Genomic DNA, 19,791 nt, shown 5'->3' with positions numbered 1-19,791 from the left:
TTTAATTTACTTGGTTCGGTGCTTCGGGCACCAATATGTCTTCAGTTAAATTCAGCTGGCCAACCTCTTCAATAGGAGCATTTTCAAACTTCACTTTTTCAAAACCAAAGTCCTTAGCTATGAAGAGTATGGCTTCTAAAGCTTGAAGGGTTTCCTCACTATTTTCAATAGCAGCTTGATCTGATAGGTGAATGATCACAAGGTCTCCATTAGAGCTTATCCTTTCCCATTTCAGGTCATGCGGGATTGCAGGTGAAATTCCCTCGATGTCCGCCTCCCCTTTTCCAGCTTGCAGCGCCTCCTCAAAGTCCCGATAACCCATATTACTTGGAACAAGGAACCTTGGAGTGGACTCATCCCTTTGGTAAAGAAGGTATGTGCGATTTTTTTGATGAGGTATATCCACCTCCTTTAAATATCCCGCATGCGCAAACCTGGCACCTTGCTTACCCTCTGTGGAAAATGTCATTTTCTCTATTTTATTATAGGAAAGCGTTTCTACCATCGAATGAAGAAACAGTGTATCTTCATCCAATAGTTGGCTTTTTTCCGGAAAGTCAATATGAGCAGTGGTTGTATCGTTTCCTTGGCTAATCTTTATATCAAGTGGAAAATAGTCAGATAGCCCATATTGCGCTTCATCGATATCGGACATTTGATTAACTAACTGATTCAGTGTATCACTTTCATCATAATGTTTGAGTTTAATTGAAATGGGAACGATGAAATTCATTTGATCATCTGGGACGCCCATCGTTATGATCGATGCATTTTTAAGGTCCTCTTGATAGATCGCTTGTTCAAATGTTTTATCCTTTTCCCCTTTTCGGGGTTCCATTTCTGAAAACTTGTCTTTGGATTCGATTTTCGCTTGGTTACTCGAAAACTCTTGATTTTCCTGTTTATCTTCTGAAGGGTTTTCTTTGTTACTTGCATCCTGACGTTCAAGATCTGCCATTTCGTTACTTTCAGATAGAGATAATTTCCCACTGCTGCCACTGCCTTCTCGATTTGTCGTTCCTTTCTTTTCAATAATTAACGATGATGCCAAAACAACCATCAAGAATAGGGAGGCGACACCCGCAAATAGAGGTATCCAGTGTTTCTTTTTCTTTTTATCATGTATTCTCGCAAACACCTCTGCCTTGGTTCGGTCATCTTTTAATTTCGGAAGCTCGCGTAGCATGTCTTCAATTTCGCTTTCTTTCCAACGGGATCTTCTCAATGCGGTGGCCCTCCTTTCCTGATAAATCTTCCATCAACTTTTTAATCGCCTTCAAAGCACGGTGCTGGGTCGTTTTTACCTTACTTTCACTCCAATTCAATACTTCAGAAGTTTCCGTAATGGACAATCCCTGAATGTATCGTAAAATGATGACGGATCTTTGATTTGTGGTACACCGGTTTAAGCATTGATAAATATCTTGGATTTCATCGTTCTTGATTGCCACTTCTTCGGGAATGGGCTCTTCATCTTTTAGCAATTGCCTATCCCAATCAAAATTGGGAAAGATTTTGTCTTTCCACCCTTTTTGTTTGCGAAAGTGATCAATCGTCACATTCCTTGCAATCGAATACATCCACGTTTTTTCACTGCTTTTTCCTTCGAAGCGTTCATAGGCCTTCATCACCCGGATATAGACCTCCTGAACAAGGTCTTCAGCGGTTTCTCGATTTTTAGTCATATAAAAAATGAATTGATATATTTCCTGATGATATTTTTCATAAAGATCGTGGAAAACGGAATCCTTCATTTCCCCACATCCGTTCATAAATATAGTCGTCAATCCTAAACAAAAGTTACATACTTCGGCTTTAATCTTATTATAAAATTCCGTTAATTTCCACATTTCAGGGACCTCTTATTTTGTTTCCTAAAAAAACAAAGACAAGTTGGAAAGAACTCCAATTGCCTTTGTCTTCTCAGTTCCTTATGAAACAAGATTTTTTGGCAAGCCACCCGTCATTCATTCAGCATTTTCCATAATTCGAGGCAGAATAATACTGAACGTCGTCCCTTTATTAGGTAAACTGTTTACCGAAATGTAGCCATCATGGGCATTGATGATATTTTTTACGATTGCCAAACCCAATCCGGTACCCGAGCGGCCGCGGGTCCTTGCTTTATCCGCTTTATAAAACCTCTCGAATACAAAAGGCAAATCTTCTTCGGGAATTCCAGTTCCAGAGTCCCTCACATCAATGATCAGACCCCTTCGATCACTTGTCCTCTGAATGACATCAATGTTACCGCCTGGAGGAGTATGACGAATCGCATTATCAATTAAATTAGTCAAAACCTGTTCAATACGGTCCGGATCGAAATGCCATTGAATTTGATCATCTTGCAGGTTGGCTGATATTGTAATTCCTTTTTCCTTAGCCAGCCCAGAGAACTTACTTGTAATCCTCTTTAAATAAGGAGAAATAGGTACACATTCATAACTAAGATTCATTTTACCCGATTCCAATTTAGCTAGATCGAGAAGATCATTGACTAAACGTCCCATTCTCAAAGATTCATCATAGATGATGCGGGCCATCTCCACCTTTTCCTCTTCACTGCTCGCAATGTCATCTACAATCGCTTCACTATATCCTTGCAACATTGAAATCGGCGTCCTTAACTCATGGGAGACATTCGCTATGAAATCAGTCCTAAGTTTGTCTATACGTCTTTCATCACTCATATCCCTTATGATGGCCACCGCTCCCCGAATATTGTCGCCATTTGTATATAGCGGACTGACAATCAATCCCCAATTACGGCCCTGCAAGGTAATTTCACCGACTTGTTCCTTATCGAAGGACTCTGATTCATCAAAAAGATTCATCAAAACCAAAGGGACATTCACATTATCTTCCCGGTTATAGCCCTTTTCAAAGTACCAGGATTGCAGAAACCTTTCCGCTGGCGGATTCGTTTCAAGAATTGTGCCATCTTTATTGAAGGTAATGACGCCATCTGCCATACTGCTAAGTATGCTTGAGAGATGTTCCTTTTCCTGGCTGAGTGCATTCATATTGAATTTCAGTTGCTTCCTCATCTGATTAAACGCTATGGCCAGCTCACCGATTTCATCTTGAGTCAGTATTGGAACCTTTGTATCAAATTTCCCCCGGGCAATCGCTAGGGCGGCTTCCCTCATCTTCACCAATGGGGCATTGATTCTTGTGGATAAAAAGAAAGCAAAAATCGTTGTCAAAATAATGGCGATGCCCGCTGCCAATAAAATGAACTGCGTAGTGGATTTTGTGGTTTCTTCCATGGACTCCAACGATTGAAATAGGAACACTTCATCCTGTTCCCCATTTAATTCAAGTGGAATGCCTACCACGATTGCGGACAAACCCTCGTTTCCCGCATCATCGGAAAGCGCCATTTCCTTTTTTACAGTCTTTCTTTCCGTAAAAACCTTGAGCAATTCGGAATCATTTTTAATGAGTTCCGGCGTGATTTCAAACTCATTATCTCCTCCGATGGATGAGAAAACCATTTTGTCATCATTAAGAATGACCATTTTCGTTTCATTGCCTATTAATTCCGAAGCTATTTGTAAAACCTCATTGCTGGATCCCTGATGTTCATTGGTTACCTTAATGATTTGTTCAGCCGTTTTGGTTAAATCATTTTCAATATTTTCAATTTGGAAATTCTCAAAGAATTCGACCAGCAGAACGGTTAAAACAATTAATACAAACGACACGAGCAATAGGATCGTTGCCCATAGCTTCCCTACAACACTGCCCCATAGCATCAGTCATTAATGACTTCGAACTTGTAACCTACACCCCAAACGGTCACAATCATTTTTGCTGCGTTTTCGGATATGCGGTTTAATTTTTCACGCAAGCGTTTAACATGCGTGTCTACAGTTCGAAGATCTCCAAAGAATTCATAGTGCCATACTTCCTTTAACAATTGTTCCCGGTCGAAAACCTTATCTGGGGATTTCGCCAAGAAATATAACAATTCATATTCTTTTGGTGTTAATGAAACCTCTTTGTTATCAGCAAGTACACGATGGGCATCATTATCTATTGTTAGATGCGAGAAGACGATCACATCTTTTGCCGTCGTTTCCGTTTGCATGTAACCTGTGCTTGAAGATCGACGCAATAAAGCTTTAACCCTTAACACGACTTCACGGGGACTGAACGGCTTTACGATATAATCATCTGTCCCCACTTCGAAGCCTTGAACGCGATTCACTTCTTCCCCTTTAGCCGTCAGCATGATAATCGGAGTCGTTTTCTTTTCCCTTAATTCACGGCAAACTTCGATTCCATCTTTACCAGGCATCATAATATCCAATAAAATTAAATCATAATCATTTTCAAGGGCTTTTGTTAAAGCCATATCTCCATTTTCAGCTTCATCGATTATATATTCTTCTCTTTCCAAATACATCTTTAGCAGCCGGCGGATTCTTTCCTCATCATCCACCACGAGAATTTTAATAGCATTATACATTATGTAATCAGCCTCCTATCATATATTCTACAAAATGAATACTTCCATGACTAATACTTTTTCCTTACATAATACGATAAAGAGCCAATTTCGCATGGCTTCCATGAACCTTTCACCATTTTGTCACAAAAAAAGGACTTTGACCGCTCATTAAGAATTGATAAGTGCTATTTCACCAAAATATTCCCATTAAAAGGGATGAAGGAAAAAAGGGATCATTTTCCAGAAAAATCGATAAGCAAACTCCTCGACGTTTCTATCAAAAGACCCCCTTCATCCAATATTACAATACAGAATCAAGCATATGAATGCAAACCAGCAATAACAAGATTAACGAATATCAGGTTAAACATTATGATGGCAAAACCGATGACGGCAAGCCAAGCCGATTTTTCCCCTTGCCACCCCTTTGACATCCTCAGATGCAAGAAAGCCGCATAAAACAACCAAGTAACCAGTGCCCAAACCTCTTTTGGATCCCAGCCCCAGAATCGTGTCCAGGCCACTTGAGCCCAGATCATTGCAAAAATTAGGGCACCGAGTGTAAAGATCGGAAAACCGATAAGGACCGAACGATAACTAATCTCGTCCAATAAATTCAAATTCACATTTTTAACGATCGGTTTAATCAATGCTGCCACTCTTTTGCGAGCAATCAACCTTATTAAACCATACAGGACGAGTCCCATGCCGAATGACCAAAGAACAGTATTCAGTTTCTTGGCATTGATCAGTGCAGGCATGTCCACCAGTGGTTCAAATCGATCCCCCTCGATGAGTTTCCCTTCATTGGGACCTACCAACGCCGGTAGGTTGAATTCCTGTTTGACCTCTGCACCTTTTTTATCGACCCAATCAAAATTCGCCTTATAATCCATGGCGGCAAAAGAAGAAGTGATGATGACGAAACCGATGGTGCAGACTAATGTGAACATGATGACTTCTAGCCAGAACGTTCTTTTGCTTGATTGTGTCTGATCAACGAATTTGATTAAATAAATGATGGCAGTAACGAAACTTATGGCAAGGATCGACTGTCCTGCCGCTGCAGTCGTTACATGAATATGTAGCCAATCGCTCTGCAAAGCAGGGATGAGTGGCGAAATTTCTGTAGGGAACATACTTGCATAAGCGATTATCAATAATGCAATCGGTAAAGCGAAAAGCCCAAGGGCAGGTGTTTTATAAAGAAAATAAATTAATATGAAAGCACCGACCAGCATCATTCCGAAAAAGGTCGTAAATTCAAACAGGTTACTTACCGGGGCATGGCCGGCAGCAATCCATCTGGTGATGAAATACCCAATTTGTGCCGCAAACCCGAGAATGGTGATGAAAATGCCCAGTTTTGCCCATTTGTTTTGTTTCTTTTCCTCCGCACCGCGTTTATCCTTGATCGATCCCCCGAATAAAAAGGTAGCGATCAGATATAAAATGAAAGCTGCATATAAAAGGTTACTGCTTAATTCAGCCATTTAATACTTCCCCCTTACTAGACTCCTCTTCAAGTTGATCCATTGGTTCGGAAAGTGATGTTGATTCTATCGCTTGTTTTATATCTCTTTTAATGCCGTGCCAGTTTTTGTTTGTATGGCCGGCCAAAAGTATCTCATCATCTTTCCTCTTAATCCATATACGCCGGTGATTCCAATATGACCCTTGGACAACGCCGATCATGAAGATGATTCCACCCGTGAATAGGATCCAAAGCGTTAAATCCTTCCTGACGGTCAAAGCCGTGACATCTTGGGTTTCCACACCATTAAAAGCCATTTTATAAGTGTTTTCCCCTAAAGGCTCCACAGTTTCCTTAATCGCTACGAAACTGACTTCACCCTCTGGCTTATCCGGAGTATGCATTTTAAAGATAAATGCTGGATTATTCGGAATCTTCGATATCGTTCTAGGTTCGCCTTTTTCATCGAACTCGAAATCGGGGAAGTAACTGATCAAATCAACGGAATATCCTTCTTTCAATTCGTATTTCTTTTGAGGGTTGTTCAAATCAATCTTTAAGCTTCCATATTTCTCTTCGGTTTTTTTATTTATCAAATTAAAAGCCATCGTACTGAGCTCATCCAGTTTATAGTCTACTTGGTAGAGGGCATAATGATCATGTTTCAAAGGTTCATTGACTTTGATTTTATAATCTTTAAGCTTATCAAGGTCCACTTTTTCCCCCGGTAAGGTATCTCCCTTGCGCTCATAGAGCGTAACATCGGATTGATATGTTTTTGCGATCGTTCCGGTTTTATCAATCGCAGCACTGTACTGCTTATCTTCTTCACTCTCTTTATCATACACCTCTAAGGTAAATTCATTATTCTGAAGGTAGTATTCACCATTTGTACCCGGGATTTCTTTTCTCTCTCCTTCACGCAGCCAAAGTACTTTGTCGATATACATCCCAGGGACGGAACGTAATAATGCCCCAATTAAGAAAATGATAAGTCCAATATGATTTACATAGGGTCCCCAACGTGAAAAACGACCCTTTTCGGCAAGTATATGACCGTTTTCCTCTCGAATATGATAACGCTGCCTTTTTAGTCTATCCTTTACTTCTTCAAGGTTTATATCTTGGTCTTCAAGCTTTGTCTCCCCATAAATCCGCTGACGTTTCATGAAGCCGTCATGACGTGTGACCCCTTGTTTTTTTAACGATCGATATAATGGAAAGAACCGGTCGATACTGGCAATCAATAGTGATATGCCCAGCATGCCTATGATAATCAAATACCACCATGAACTATACAAGTTATGAAACCCGAGTTCATAATACACCATTCCGAACCAGCCGTACTCCAGTTCATAATGCTCTGCAGGCGTAGCAGTTGAAGGGATGTACATTTCCTGGGGTAAAATCGTCCCGATTGCTGAAGCGATCAAGGCAATGACAATGAGCGTCACCCCGACCTTAACGGAAGAAAAGAAGTTCCATATTTTATCGATGATCGTTTTTTTATATGTTTGTGAACGCCTGGCACTTCCTTCATATCTCATATCAATAAGCTTGTTCTCTTTTTCGTTATCAAGCACCATACCGCATTTACCACAAATCTTTGTGCCAAACGGATTTACATGACCACAATCGCATTTTACTTCTTTCATGTCAAAAACTCCCCAATATCATGGTTTAATTCTCTCCATATGCTTTTGGATGCTCTCTTCTGTCAAAGCTCCGGTGATGATATCTATCACTTTCCCCTCTTTATCAACCAAAAAGGAGACAGGCAATATATCCACGCGATAAGCATTTTCCACTTCCCTACCTTTATCGATCATGACAGGAAAGGTAAGATCATGCTTTGTAATGAAATTATTGACAGCATAGTCAGATTCCCCGACATTAACCGCCAATATCTCAACGCCCTGGTCTTTAAAGTTTTTATATTGATTTTCCATATAAGGCATTTCATATTCACACGGCTTGCAATATGTACCCCAAAAGTTCAGGAAGACGCCTTTTCCCTTGTAATCGGAAAGTTTATGCTCTTTACCTTCCATATCAGTCAAGACGAAATTGGGTGCATCGGATCCTTTTCTCAGGCTTTCATTCTTATCTTTAGTGAAGTTCGTATAAAGGGCAAACACTAAAGCTGCACCTAAAAGCAGGAGAATGATGGTTCTGCTAATTAGGCGTCGCTTCTTTTTATCCATAGAAATCCTCCTAAGGCCACACTAAATTTAACCATACCATTATACCATTTAACGCCATGTCCTTTATATTTACATTTCTGAAGGTTTTGTGACATTCTTTCCCGATTCATGAAGGAAAAGGTATTTACAGGTTGTTTTCCACCACCCATTCTTCCAGGGGAAGAATGGGGTAGTGGTTTCAACCCATCAATACAATACTCGCTTACATTCTCCGCTGTTTAGGCTCGGTCGTTGCTAAAGTCCGCATTAATTTAACTTCATGTGGAGTCAGCTCACGGGAATCCCCTGCAGTCAAACCGTCCAAGGTCAAGAAACCATATTGTTCCCTCTTCAATTTAATGACGGGATGGCCAATTGCTTCGAACATCCTGCGGACTTGCCTGTTCCTGCCCTCATGTATTGTGATTTCAACTATGGCCGTTTCCTTTTTCTTGTCGGTAGACAATACCCTCGTCTTGGCAGGAGCAGTCTTGCCATCCTCCAACTTGATACCCTTATCCAGCTTTTTCAAGCTTTCACGCAAAGGCATTCCTTTCACTTTTGCCACATACACTTTATCCACTTCATGCTTCGGATGCATTAACGTGTTTGCAAATTCCCCGTCATTGGTTAAAATCAACAAACCCGAAGTATCGTAATCCAAGCGGCCTACTGGATAAATCCGTTCATTGATATAAGGGAAAAAGTCCGTTACGACTTTTCTGTTCTTATCATCAGAAACAGCCGAAATGACGCCGCGCGGTTTATAGAATAGGAAATAAACCGGAGCTTCTTTTTCAAGCGGGACTTCATTAACCTCAACCTTATCATTAGGCCCCACTTTCACACCTAATTCCTTCACTACTTTGCCGTTCACTTTTACCTTACCTTCTAAAATCAACTCTTCTGCTTTACGGCGGGAAGCCAGTCCAGCATGTGCTATCACCTTTTGTAATCGTTCCATCTATCTTCACCCCATAGTATAATCATTCGTTTGTTATTGTCTATACATACACAATCATACAATTATTACATATCGAGAGGCAAAAACAAAAGGTTTTTCGTGATTAAGAGCTTTTCTTTTATTATTACACCAATAATGGGACGGTTAAATGGGGTGGTTTCCATAATGAGTGTAACATAGCTTATTTTTCCATACAAAAAAATGTTTCTTTTGAAGAAAGTTTGAATGCACCTTAATGATGGAGGGCTACTTTTAAGAAAAAAGACAAAAAAAAGAAATGGAATCTTCCATTTCCCTAACTTTTAATTCATACCGAAAACCAGTGTGACGACGATAACGGCAGCTATGATTCCGATCAAGTCTGCCAAAAGACCGACCTTAAGGGCATCACCCATTTTTTTGATCCCGACGGCTCCAAAATAAACGGTCAATACATAGAATGTGGTATCCGTACTTCCCTGAATAGTGGCAGCCAAGCGGCCAATAAAGGAATCCGGTCCATAAACAGATATCAGGTCGCTGGTTATTCCTAAAGCGGCTGTTCCGGATATTGGTCTAATAATCGCAAGGGGTAAAACCTCAGACGGAAAATGAAGAAGGGAAAGCAAGGGGTGCAGTGATTGTACAATGAAATCCAAGGCCCCTGATGCCCTAAATACCGAAATCGCCACAAGCATCCCTACCAGGAAAGGGATGAGGGAAAAGGACATGCTGATTCCTTCTTTCCCCCCCTCTACGAAGGTCTCATAGGTGGGAACTCTCTTCAATGTGCCGTACAGTAATATACCTAGGATCAAAATCGGTATCATCCAAATTGAAATGGTGGTCATCCAGTGCAACATCCTATTCCCTCCCGCTCCTCTTTCTCCTGTAATAAAAATATCGATCTATCGCGATTCCTCCAACGGCAGAAATGGCCGTTGCTATTATGGTCGGAAAAACGATGTCCGTCGGGGAGTGGGCATCGTAGTTCATTCGGATCGCAATGACAGTAGTTGGAATCAACGTTACGCTTGAAGTATTGATTGCTAAAAAAGTGACCATCGAGCGGCTGACCGTTGCTTTTCCTCCATTTAGTTTCTTTAGCTGTTCCATGGCTTTTATACCAAGAGGGGTAGCTGCATTCCCCAATCCGAATGTATTTGCCATCATATTGGAAAGTATATACCCCATGGCGGGATGATTAGGAGGCACTTCAGGGAATAGCCATCTCATGAACGGCTTGAACAAGTTGGATAGTTTATCTAACAGCCCCGATTCCTCCGCGATTTTCATCAAACCCAGCCAAAAGACAAGTATGCTCATTAGTCCCAGGCAAAGGGTGACCGCTTCCTTTGCGCTGACAAATAGAGCTTCATTCACCTGATCCATCGTTCCATTAATCATGCCAAAGACGATACCGATCACAAACATCCCGACCCAAATGTAATTAACCATTGCGTCCGATTCCCAATACCGCTTCAAATACTTCAGCCCATGAAGATTGGAATGATTGTTGCTTGAAGCTTTCTTTTGATTCCCCATAAAAAATTGAACGAGTGCCTATTTTCTTTCCATCAAGATAGATGGATGCTCTGCCGACCACTTCCGGGATTTTCCTTTTATCTTTCCAAGCATTCCGGGGCTTCAACAATTTCATTTTCACATTGACCAATTCTCTCTCTTCCTTTGTTAGTGGATACGAAAAATCATTTTTAATGTAGACATGTCCTTTATATATTTTATTTTTCATGTTTTCCACCATGCCTGCGGGTAAAATTTCTGTAGGCGTATAATCTTTAAAGGCGGATTCGTACATTTGAATATGATCATTCCAATCATCCGGACCATTCAATGTCACAGCAATCAGGTCAAGCTCGTTTTTTGTTGCCGTCGTGACCAAGGTACGTTTTGCTAGTTTGGTATACCCTGTTTTCCCCCCTGTGCAATACTCATATAATTGTGTAAGTAGGCGATTTTTGTTCTTCCATACATAATCCCATTGTTCTGTGGAATTAGGTGCCCTGTGTTCCTTTGTGCCGGCAATCTTTGCATACGTTTCATTTTGCATGGCATAACGAGTGAGAATGGCCATATCATATGCGGTTGAATAATGGTTCTTCGTATTATCCAAACCATGTGGATTTGAAAAATGGGTATTTTTCATCCCTATTTCTTCCGCCTTTTGATTCATCATCCAGACGAATCCATCCAGGCTTCCGCCAACCTTTTCACTGATTGCGACTGCTGCATCATTACCAGAACGAAGCATCAAGCCATATACCAAATCTTCGAGCTTAATTCTTTCTCCTACTTTTAAGTAAAGGGAAGATCCCTCCGTCCCGAAGGCATTGCTGCTCACCTTCACTGTCTCATCCATTTGTCCCGATTCAATAGCCAAGATAGCCGTCATTATTTTCGTAATGCTTGCTATGCGATTCTTTTCATGAGCATTCACTTCATAAATGACCCTTCCGCTATCCTCATCCATTAAAATCGCGCTATGGGCACTTACGGATACATTTGCATTGGCACTTTCTACAGGTGCCATTAAAGACAACAGGAGAATGACGATACACAAACTCGATAACCCTTTATATAGAAAACGCATGAGTGCCCCCTCGTCTCTTTACTTGTTTTTGTACAAGTTTATGCAAAGGGACAAGGGTTATGAATAAAAGAATCTAATCCTTCATGATATCTACTGATTTTCAAGGGAAAAATCCCATAAAAAAAATCGATAGGGACCCCTATCGATTTAGTGTTCTATTATACTAATAATTCAGCGATTTCATCAATTTTCTTAGCTCCGAATACCACTTGTTCATCATTGATGATCATGGCCGGCACGCTCATGACTTTATATTTCTTCTTGATTTCCTGGAAATTGCTTATATCGACCATTTCAGCTTCAACGTTAGGGTTTTCAATCGCTATGCGCTGTGCACCCACTACAACGTCTGGACAGTAGTGACATGCCAATGAAACCATGACCTTAATGTTCGCTTTTTTACTGATTCCCTTAATTGAATTCAATACAACTGAGTCCAATGCTTGACCAGGTCCAGCCAGGTTATAGATGGCCAAAATGAAGGAATTCAACTCATGGCCGCCTGGTACACCGTGGTATTTAACGCCACTGTATTCACCATTCGAATTTAAGAGGGAAACGACAGGGAACTTATCTGCATTGATTTTTTCTTCAATTTCCGTATTTTCACCTTTGTTGTATAACTCAAGATGAAGCTTATCTCCTAATTCCGCAACATCCAACAAGAAGTCTCGCAATTCGACTGATTTTGGCAAACTTTCATCGACTATGGACACCAATGTAACGTCGCTCTCCATCTTGCCGAAGATTCCCTTTAATTGGCCACGTAACGCATCACTTAATAAAGCGCTCTTGCCTGCTGGGACAGCGGCCTGTTCTTTTTTCGCCGGTTTTTCAACTTCAGGTTCATCTTTGATTCCTAGGCGATCCTTTTCTTCTTCAATATATTTCCCGGCATCCGTTGCTGCAATCGCTCCATCAGATACAGCTGTGATAATCTGGCGCAAGGATTTTGGCCTTAGGTCGCCCGCCGCATAGACACCATTCACATTAGTCTTCATATCATCATCGGTTAAAATGTAACCAGCATCATCCATTTCGATATGGCCCTTGAATATCTCTGTCTTCGGCTCGTAACCTATGAAAACGAATACTCCAAACGTATTGTCTTCTTCCTTCGCCTTATATTCAAATTCTTCTTTAGTAACGTTATTGATGAAACGTGCACTTTGAATCATCCCGTCTCCATGAACCCCAAGGATTTCCGTATTGAATTTCACTTCAATCTTATCATTTGCCATTACTTTATCAACAATGGACGGGGCACACGAGAAGCTTGATTCTCGGGCGATGATTGTAACTTTTGTAGCAAAACGTGTCAGGAATATTGCTTCTTCAGCGGCTGCATATCCTGCACCGATAACGAAAACTTCCAACCCTTCAAAGAATTCACCATCACATGTTGAACAATAAGCTACACCGCGGCCAGTGAATTCCTCTTCACCTGGAAAACCCAGCGTCCTTGGAGTAGCACCCGTTGCAATGATGACGGCGCGTGCATGGTAGTCCCCGCCAAGGGTTTTTACGACTTTCACCTCACCAGAGAAATCCACGCCCGTTACATCAGCTTTAGCGAATTCAACGCCAAAATCTTCGTTTTGAAGCTTCATTTCTTCAACTAATCTAGGGCCCGATATATGACGGATACCAGGGTAATTGGCTATTTCCGATGTAGTGGCAGCTTGTCCGCCGCCAGTTCCTTTTTCAAGAATTATTGTCTTTAACTTGGCTCTTCCAGCATAAACGCCGGCTGAGAGGCCTGCAGGACCGCCACCAATAATTAATAAATCATATATTTTTTTCATCTTTTGTGCTCCTTGCTGAATGATAATACGTACTAAACTGTTATTTTGAAAAACAAAAGGCACTTATTTTAGGTAAGTGCCTTTTGTCATTGGATCTTGTCGGACGAATTGTCCCACCAGTAATCGTAATCAAAGCTGGTTATGTCCATTGATTGAAGAAATGGACCATCCCATAAATATTAAAGTTTACCTACTAGGTCCAGGCTTGGTTCAAGAGTATCTTCACCTGGAGTCCATTTTGCAGGGCAAACTTTATCCCCATGTTCCGCTACGAATTGTGCAGCTTGAACTTTTCTTACAAGTTCTTCAGCATTGCGGCCAATTCCTAAGTCATTAATTTCGTATGCTTTAATTTGTCCTTCTGGATTTACGATGAAAGTTCCACGTAGAGCCAATCCATCTTCTTCAATCAATACACCGAATTGACGGGATAAAACGTTAGCTGGGTCAGCTAACATTGGATATTGGATTTTACCGATTGTATCAGTAGCATCAGCCCATCCTTTGTGGCTGAAATGAGTATCTGTTGAAACTGAGTAAACTTCACAACCAATTTCCTTGAATGTTTCATAGTTATCTTGAAGATCAGCTAATTCAGTTGGACATACGAAAGAGAAGTCAGCTGGGTAGAAAAAGAATACTGCCCATTTTCCTTTAACATCTTCAAGTGTAACTTCCTTGAATTCTCCTGCATGGTAAGCTTGTACTTTAAAATCTTCAACTTGTTTATTGATCAATGACATAATAAATTCCTCCAATAGCTATTTTTTTATCTGCTCCTGTTTATAATAATTATTAAATAGAAACTAGTCAATAAATATACCTTAATAATTTTTAAGTTCACAAATTGGTCACAGTTTTTATATTAATATAAATTAATTATTATTAAAAACCCATAATACTTCAAAGTAGCATTTTCAACACAGTTTCAATGTTATTTCAAGGATTCAAATAAGACACATACTCATTATTTCGTTAGATGATATCCTCTCCTTTTCAATCTAATAATAATATCCAAATGAGAATCATAAGTCGCTTTAAAATAAAATCTGCGGGTCTCCCTTCACATCTTTTCCATATTCCCCCTGAAAAATTCGTGTTACAAAATTTCAGGCAAAAAAAAAAAAACGAACCTTCACGGCTCGTATATTTGTAATTGGTTCTCCATAGACATTTCTATAATTAATCAGTTATTGCTTTTTCCAAATAAGCTTTTTCGCTTCGGTGAATCTTACGGCTGTTTTCGGCCAGTTTACAACGTCCCACCATTTGTCCACATAGGCAGCACGATTATTTTTATATTGCAGGTAATAAGCATGTTCCCATACATCAAGAACAAGGATTGGGATCGTATCCCACTGGGTCAAAACCATGTGCAATTCCGATTGAAGTATTTCTAGCCGCCGTGCACGCGGGGCCCAGACTAAAATCGCCCAGCCAACACCTTCTACTTGTTTAGCAGCCTCACTAAAATGACTTTTAAAAGCTGCAAAGCTTCCAAAATCCTTCTCAATCTGTTTAAGTAAATCGCCCCTTGGCTGTCCGCCCCCTCCCGGAATCATCACTTCCCAGAACAGCGTATGGAGATAATGGCCTGATCCATGAAAGGCAGCTTCCTTTTCCCAATGTTTCAACAAGGAAAAATCATTCGTTTCTCTCGCTTTTTTCATCATCAATTCCGCTTTATTCAAACCATCGACATATGCTTGATGATGCTTATCATGGTGCAGATACATGATTTCCCTTGAAATCGTCGGTTCCAGCGCATCATAGGCATAAGGTAACGGCGGTAGCGTATGCTTCCCAATCGGTACTGATTGCCTTTCCTGTATATTGAATTCCCTAGCGAGTTCTTCAATTTCCTCGTAGACCCGAGCCATCTCTTCTTCAATCAGGACCATATCCTCATAATCCATTTCTTCCTCATCCATATTCTTTGCCAACTCGGAAAGCCGTTCAATATTTGACAGCAATGGCGAATCGGTGAAGTCGATCACCTCAAGATATTCCATCACTCCATCGACCCAATCACTTACCTCTTTAGCATAGTCTCTTACCTCAGACATCTTGCAACCTCCTCTTAACCTTTATGCACATAAATCATCAAAGTATTTTATGTTTCGATTAAGCGGAGATTCCATTTATAGCTAAAAAAACAGCAAGGCTTATTAAGCCTTGCTGTTTCATTATCTTGACTGCAACATTTTCGTCCGGTAATCCGTTTCATAAAACTCCAATTCTTCACGCATGGTCTGGAATCCACTTTCCACGGCCTTCAGAATGGATATTATACTGTCAGGTACACTTTGGTGAAATTTAATCGAGTTTTTTCCTGTATAGGCAGATCTGCTGTCCTCAAACCACCGATCTGATTTTGGGGAAAAGTATTCTTCGATACATTGATGATAAACTCTATAAAGCGTCTTTTCAGCTGCAGCTTTATTGAAAACATCATTTTTCAGAACGATTTGGCAAGCCTCCAAGCCCTCTTCACAACTTACAAGCATTCTTCTTAAACTGGAAAGGATCCCTTTATAATAGGTTTCATCCCCGCTTTTTTCCTCTTGCAGCTTAGAATAGGTCGTCTCATTTATAAATTCTTCCAGTTGAGCCACTGTCGTTTCTAAAAAGCCCTTTACATCTTCAAGCTGAGATTTTACCAATGTATTCCCCAACCGTGAACCCTCCTCAAATTGATTAAGATTGAATATAATAGTCAACATGTGATTCTATATCATATGGTTTAGCTTGGTCAATAGATATAAACACTTTCTCCAATTTTTCAAAATCTATATTTTCGAAATAACCAGCCAGCTCTTTTTCTGCATTTATATATATTCGTTTTCGGTTAACCAGGCTCGGGTCTTTGAGTAGACAGACCATGGCAATGATATCAGCCATATAAATATCTCTGTTAGGGCTTTTGAATATGGGATTGGCGGGATATGGGGTCCAACGAGAGACCATCTCATCAAAATAGCGGAGATACAGTACATTCAGCGTCTTTTCTTCTCCATCCTTTATGTATTGTATAACGGATCGATTAAAGAAGTCCTCAGGTGAATTCGACTTTTCCTTTTCAAGCCCAAATCCATTGCATGCTACAATTCGCACCCGCAATCCCCCCGCATTCATTTTTTTCTATATTATCACAATTCAAAGAAAAATGTTATTCGATTGTTTGTTGAAATTTTTCAAAAAACAGATCGGCTTCACCGCTTTCAAAGCTATCATCCGAATTATCGGCGAGGGGCGGTAATTCATCTATGGAATTCAGGCCGAAGTAATCCAAAAACTCTTTTGTTGTCCCATATAAATAAGCCCGGCCCGAGCCTTCAGCACGTCCGACTTCTTTAATTAAGACTTTAGTGACAAGTGTATGAATGGGGCGTTCGGTTTTCACTCCGCGTATTTCATCAATTTCAGCTCTAGTAATCGGCTGTTTATAGGCAATGATTGCGAGTGTTTCCAATGCCGCCTGGGACAAGCCTTGAGTGTTTGATGTTTCGACTAATCTTTTCAAGTAATCCGAGTGCTCTTTCTTTGTCGTCATTTGATAAACACCAGCTATTTCGACCACCTGAATCCCGCGTACATCAGATATATATTCTTCCTTCAAACTTTCAACGATGTCCGTTGCTTGATATTCCGTAATTTCCAGGACAGAGGCAATTTGTTTGACGGAGAGCCCTTCATCTCCGGCAGCAAACAATAATGCCTCTAGAATCCCTTTCCAATTAATAACTTCCAACTGGTTCTACACCTTCCTTAGCAGCAATCATGATTTCCGAAAAGTTATCTTCCTGTTCAACGATGATTTCATTAAGTTTCATCAGCTCCAGTACCGCCATGAAAGTGATGACGATATGCTCTTTAACCGGGAGCGAAAACAGTTCAAAAAAACTTTTCTTCCCTTTAATTGATTGTAACTCAATCATGATTTCATCCATTCGTTTCTCTATCGATATCTCTTGTTTCGTTACTTTCGTGTAAAGCGGCTTTTGAATTTTTTGCCTTCGCAGCAGTTTTTGCAAAGCCCCCAACATATCGTATAGACTTATATTCAACTCTTGTTTATCACTTTCCGCTTCTTTAACATAAACAGATAAATCACTTGCGGGTTTGGTGAACATCAAGCTTCTTTCTTCTTCCATCCCTTTAAATTCTTCGGCTGCATTTTTATACTTTTTATATTCTAATAGTTTTTCCACAAGCTCATCCCGCGGATCTTCCTCAAATATTTCCCCATCTTCATCAATCACTTGTTCATCTTCATGCTTTGGAAGCAGCATTTTACTCTTGATGGCAAGCAATGTTGCAGCCATCACCAGATATTCGCTGGCCACATCCAATTCCAGATGCTGCATCGTATGGATGTAACCTAGGTATTGATCTGTAATATCAGCCATCGGAATATCGTAGATGTCTATTTCCAGGCGATTGATCAAATGCAGGAGTAAATCCATCGGACCTTCGAAAGCGTCAATTTTTATATTATAACCCATTAAATTACCTCATTTAAATCTAATTGGCCGATATAGACCTATTTCTTTTACTAATCAAGTATAGTGGATTGCCGCCCTTTATCCAAATAATAATTTACTGTCCAAAGAAAAGTTTTTATTAGGGATTTCCGTCAAATGGGTCATTGCCCAATCACATTCCGAAATCCAACATAACCTAGAAATGTAAGAATAGCAGAACAAAGGAGGTACTCATTATGGGTGCAGGTGGTTTTGGAAACGGCGGCGGATTCGCGTTTATTGTAGTATTGTTCATTTTATTAGTTATCGTCGGTGCTTCTTGGTGTTAATGGAAGACTGATGAATCAAGCTGATTGCCTTGCAATCAGCTTTCCTTATTTTCCAAGAAAAAATTCTATGCTAAACTTAGTGAGTATACATAGCGGATGTTAAGCTATTAGAAAATGGCTTTTTGCCTTATTTTAGATGATTCCATCAAACCAAAGGGGTGCTCCTATTGACTTACGCGGAAGAATACCTTTCTTTCCTTGTCCATTTCCATGGTTCCAGGGATTACTTTGAATGTCATGAAATCCTTGAAGAATATTGGAAGGAAACCGCACCAAAAGAGCGTGACTCTCATTGGGTAGGGCTCATTCAAATTGCGGTTGCCCTGTATCATGATCGCAGGGGAAACAAAAAAGGGGCTGCAAGGACCCTGTCTAAAGCCATGGCAAATCTCCATCTTAAAAAGGCCGAGCTCCTGAAGTTGGGACTCGATCCAGAACGACTGTTCAAATTGCTCGAGGATACCCTTGAGCGAATGTTATCACAAAAGCCATATAAAAGCATCAATCTTCCGATAGCGGATCAATGCTTGATCGAAAAATGCCAGTACATGTGTTTCCAAGAAGGGTACATATGGGGTGCGGCTAGCGACATGGCCAATACATCGATAGTTGATAAGCACCTAATGCGTGACCGTTCGGATGTCATTTCAGAAAGGGCTCGACAGCTTTACCTTCGAAAAACAAGAATGGAGGACCGCCCTTAAGCGCGGTCCTCCATTCTTGCTTTCATATTCAGAAATCTTCACACTTATCAAGAAAGCTTTCCGTAAACTCATTTGCTTTTAATTCTTTGTCAGGATATTGCTCCTTGATGGCCCTGACCATCGTTTTACCGATACCTTGCTTCCGGAAGGATGGATTTACAGATATATGTTGTATCTCAATGTGGTTTGAAGAGACTTCTATCCCGATCAAGCCCGTAATCTCTTCATCTTTCCATAAGAACAGCTGTAGGTTTTCATCCGTTTCATAATTCTTCATCGTATTCCGAAGCGTTTTTATCTCTTTTTCATTTGGCATGAAAGATAATAATCCCATGGCAAACTTCTCATAACTTTTCTTATACTTAATCAACATAATATCCCTCGTTACTAAATAACGTTTTTATTATCTTCCTGTTTTCCAATTAATTTGCTTTGAATAATAATTCTCACATATAACATTTACATCATACATAAAAACCTCGTTCGTTTCAACATCACTTTCAGCACTTGATTTATCGATGTGCTATGTGCTAAGCGATAAACAGCCAGTATACGATTCCCCACATCAAAGCGATAATAAGCATCATAAGTAAAAGAGTCTTATTACTTTTCCTCATCCCATACCCCTTTATGAATGGTCCAAATATTTAAATAACGAATTCATTCTACTATAACTTAACACAATCTGACAAATATCCTTGCAATCTTGCTTCGATTTTACTACATTGGTAAAGTGATCTAGGTTCATAGAGTGACATTTTAAGTATAAAAGACAAAGATACACCCAACTTCTTCGTTAAAA

Annotated in this window: 21 protein-coding genes; 2 read left to right on the top strand and 19 right to left on the bottom strand. The window is 40.2% G+C overall.

Annotated elements, in window-relative coordinates; all coding sequences use genetic code 11:
• Window position 1 precedes the first annotated feature (1 nt).
• The 18 genes from ACIQ0C_RS02865 to ACIQ0C_RS02780 all read right to left on the bottom strand — a co-directional run bounded on the left by ACIQ0C_RS02865 (window position 2) and on the right by ACIQ0C_RS02780 (window position 17,977).
• Entirely contained in the window at window positions 2–1,225 is a 1,224-nt protein-coding gene (locus ACIQ0C_RS02865) for a GerMN domain-containing protein (RefSeq protein ID WP_403056661.1), read from the bottom strand.
• The gene (gene sigX, locus ACIQ0C_RS02860; RefSeq protein ID WP_402840256.1) at window positions 1,191–1,772 is read right to left on the bottom strand and encodes an RNA polymerase sigma factor SigX; all 582 of its coding nucleotides are present in this window, start codon (window positions 1,770–1,772) and stop codon (window positions 1,191–1,193) included. The genes ACIQ0C_RS02865 and sigX overlap by 35 nt, the downstream gene beginning before the upstream one ends.
• A 195-nt stretch (window positions 1,773–1,967) precedes the next feature.
• Entirely contained in the window at window positions 1,968–3,761 is a 1,794-nt protein-coding gene (locus tag ACIQ0C_RS02855) for an ATP-binding protein (RefSeq protein WP_403057110.1), read from the bottom strand.
• Window positions 3,758–4,474 (bottom strand): response regulator, encoded by a 717-nt coding sequence (locus ACIQ0C_RS02850; protein WP_034308096.1) that lies wholly within the window; start codon window positions 4,472–4,474, stop codon window positions 3,758–3,760. Before ACIQ0C_RS02850 ends, ACIQ0C_RS02855 begins: the two co-directional genes overlap by 4 nt.
• A 296-nt stretch (window positions 4,475–4,770) precedes the next feature.
• The gene (gene ccsB / locus ACIQ0C_RS02845; RefSeq protein ID WP_403056658.1) at window positions 4,771–5,949 is read right to left on the bottom strand and encodes a c-type cytochrome biogenesis protein CcsB; all 1,179 of its coding nucleotides are present in this window, start codon (window positions 5,947–5,949) and stop codon (window positions 4,771–4,773) included.
• Entirely contained in the window at window positions 5,942–7,585 is a 1,644-nt protein-coding gene (gene resB / locus ACIQ0C_RS02840) for a cytochrome c biogenesis protein ResB (RefSeq protein ID WP_403056655.1), read from the bottom strand. Before resB ends, ccsB begins: the two co-directional genes overlap by 8 nt.
• A gap of 18 nt (window positions 7,586–7,603) precedes the next feature.
• Window positions 7,604–8,134: a thiol-disulfide oxidoreductase ResA gene (gene resA, locus ACIQ0C_RS02835; protein ID WP_034308103.1), complete on the bottom strand. Its 531-nt coding sequence runs from the start codon at window positions 8,132–8,134 to the stop codon at window positions 7,604–7,606.
• 202 nt (window positions 8,135–8,336) lie between these two features.
• Window positions 8,337–9,077, bottom strand: coding sequence for a 23S rRNA pseudouridine(2605) synthase RluB (rluB, locus tag ACIQ0C_RS02830; RefSeq protein WP_034308106.1), 741 nt, complete (start codon window positions 9,075–9,077; stop codon window positions 8,337–8,339).
• A gap of 302 nt (window positions 9,078–9,379) precedes the next feature.
• Window positions 9,380–9,907, bottom strand: a complete 528-nt coding sequence (locus ACIQ0C_RS02825) for a spore maturation protein (RefSeq protein ID WP_402840251.1) — start codon at window positions 9,905–9,907, stop codon at window positions 9,380–9,382.
• Between the two features lie 13 nt (window positions 9,908–9,920).
• Entirely contained in the window at window positions 9,921–10,514 is a 594-nt protein-coding gene (locus tag ACIQ0C_RS02820) for a nucleoside recognition domain-containing protein (RefSeq protein ID WP_048680124.1), read from the bottom strand.
• A complete protein-coding gene (locus ACIQ0C_RS02815; RefSeq protein ID WP_403056651.1) occupies window positions 10,507–11,667 on the bottom strand; it encodes a D-alanyl-D-alanine carboxypeptidase family protein in 1,161 nt (386 codons plus the stop codon). The genes ACIQ0C_RS02820 and ACIQ0C_RS02815 overlap by 8 nt, the downstream gene beginning before the upstream one ends.
• A 158-nt stretch (window positions 11,668–11,825) precedes the next feature.
• Entirely contained in the window at window positions 11,826–13,472 is a 1,647-nt protein-coding gene (locus tag ACIQ0C_RS02810) for an FAD-dependent oxidoreductase (protein ID WP_403056648.1), read from the bottom strand.
• A gap of 179 nt (window positions 13,473–13,651) precedes the next feature.
• The gene (ahpC, locus tag ACIQ0C_RS02805; protein ID WP_061144331.1) at window positions 13,652–14,215 is read right to left on the bottom strand and encodes an alkyl hydroperoxide reductase subunit C; all 564 of its coding nucleotides are present in this window, start codon (window positions 14,213–14,215) and stop codon (window positions 13,652–13,654) included.
• A 447-nt stretch (window positions 14,216–14,662) separates the two neighbouring features.
• A complete protein-coding gene (locus ACIQ0C_RS02800) occupies window positions 14,663–15,538 on the bottom strand; it encodes a superoxide dismutase (RefSeq protein ID WP_403056645.1) in 876 nt (291 codons plus the stop codon).
• 120 nt (window positions 15,539–15,658) lie between these two features.
• Window positions 15,659–16,147, bottom strand: a complete 489-nt coding sequence (locus ACIQ0C_RS02795) for a YpuI family protein (protein WP_034308117.1) — start codon at window positions 16,145–16,147, stop codon at window positions 15,659–15,661.
• 22 nt (window positions 16,148–16,169) lie between these two features.
• A complete protein-coding gene (locus ACIQ0C_RS02790) occupies window positions 16,170–16,586 on the bottom strand; it encodes a hypothetical protein (protein ID WP_403056642.1) in 417 nt (138 codons plus the stop codon).
• A 55-nt stretch (window positions 16,587–16,641) separates the two neighbouring features.
• Window positions 16,642–17,223, bottom strand: coding sequence for an SMC-Scp complex subunit ScpB (gene scpB, locus ACIQ0C_RS02785; RefSeq protein ID WP_402839838.1), 582 nt, complete (start codon window positions 17,221–17,223; stop codon window positions 16,642–16,644).
• Window positions 17,210–17,977, bottom strand: coding sequence for a segregation/condensation protein A (locus ACIQ0C_RS02780; RefSeq protein ID WP_403056639.1), 768 nt, complete (start codon window positions 17,975–17,977; stop codon window positions 17,210–17,212). Before ACIQ0C_RS02780 ends, scpB begins: the two co-directional genes overlap by 14 nt.
• Window positions 17,978–18,192: 215 nt before the next feature.
• Between ACIQ0C_RS02780 and ACIQ0C_RS02775 the strand changes: the two genes are divergently transcribed.
• Both ACIQ0C_RS02775 and ACIQ0C_RS02770 read left to right on the top strand, forming a co-directional pair.
• Window positions 18,193–18,285 carry a YjcZ family sporulation protein gene (locus tag ACIQ0C_RS02775; RefSeq protein WP_072273196.1) on the top strand — a complete coding sequence of 31 codons (93 nt, stop codon included), beginning with the start codon at window positions 18,193–18,195 and terminating at the stop codon, window positions 18,283–18,285.
• 167 nt (window positions 18,286–18,452) lie between these two features.
• Window positions 18,453–18,989: a DUF309 domain-containing protein gene (locus ACIQ0C_RS02770; RefSeq protein WP_403056636.1), complete on the top strand. Its 537-nt coding sequence runs from the start codon at window positions 18,453–18,455 to the stop codon at window positions 18,987–18,989.
• Window positions 18,990–19,017: 28 nt separating this feature from the next.
• Here the strand turns inward: ACIQ0C_RS02770 and ACIQ0C_RS02765 are convergent, their stop codons facing one another.
• The gene (locus ACIQ0C_RS02765; protein ID WP_402839829.1) at window positions 19,018–19,362 is read right to left on the bottom strand and encodes a GNAT family N-acetyltransferase; all 345 of its coding nucleotides are present in this window, start codon (window positions 19,360–19,362) and stop codon (window positions 19,018–19,020) included.
• Window positions 19,363–19,791 lie beyond the last annotated feature (429 nt).

Origin of the sequence: Peribacillus sp. NPDC096448, from assembly GCF_044762675.1 — a bacterium.
Classification (GTDB): Bacteria; Bacillota; Bacilli; order Bacillales; family DSM-1321; genus Peribacillus; species Peribacillus frigoritolerans_B.
Note: the sequence above shows the minus strand (reverse complement) of the source record. Positions and strands in the feature narration are given on the sequence as shown.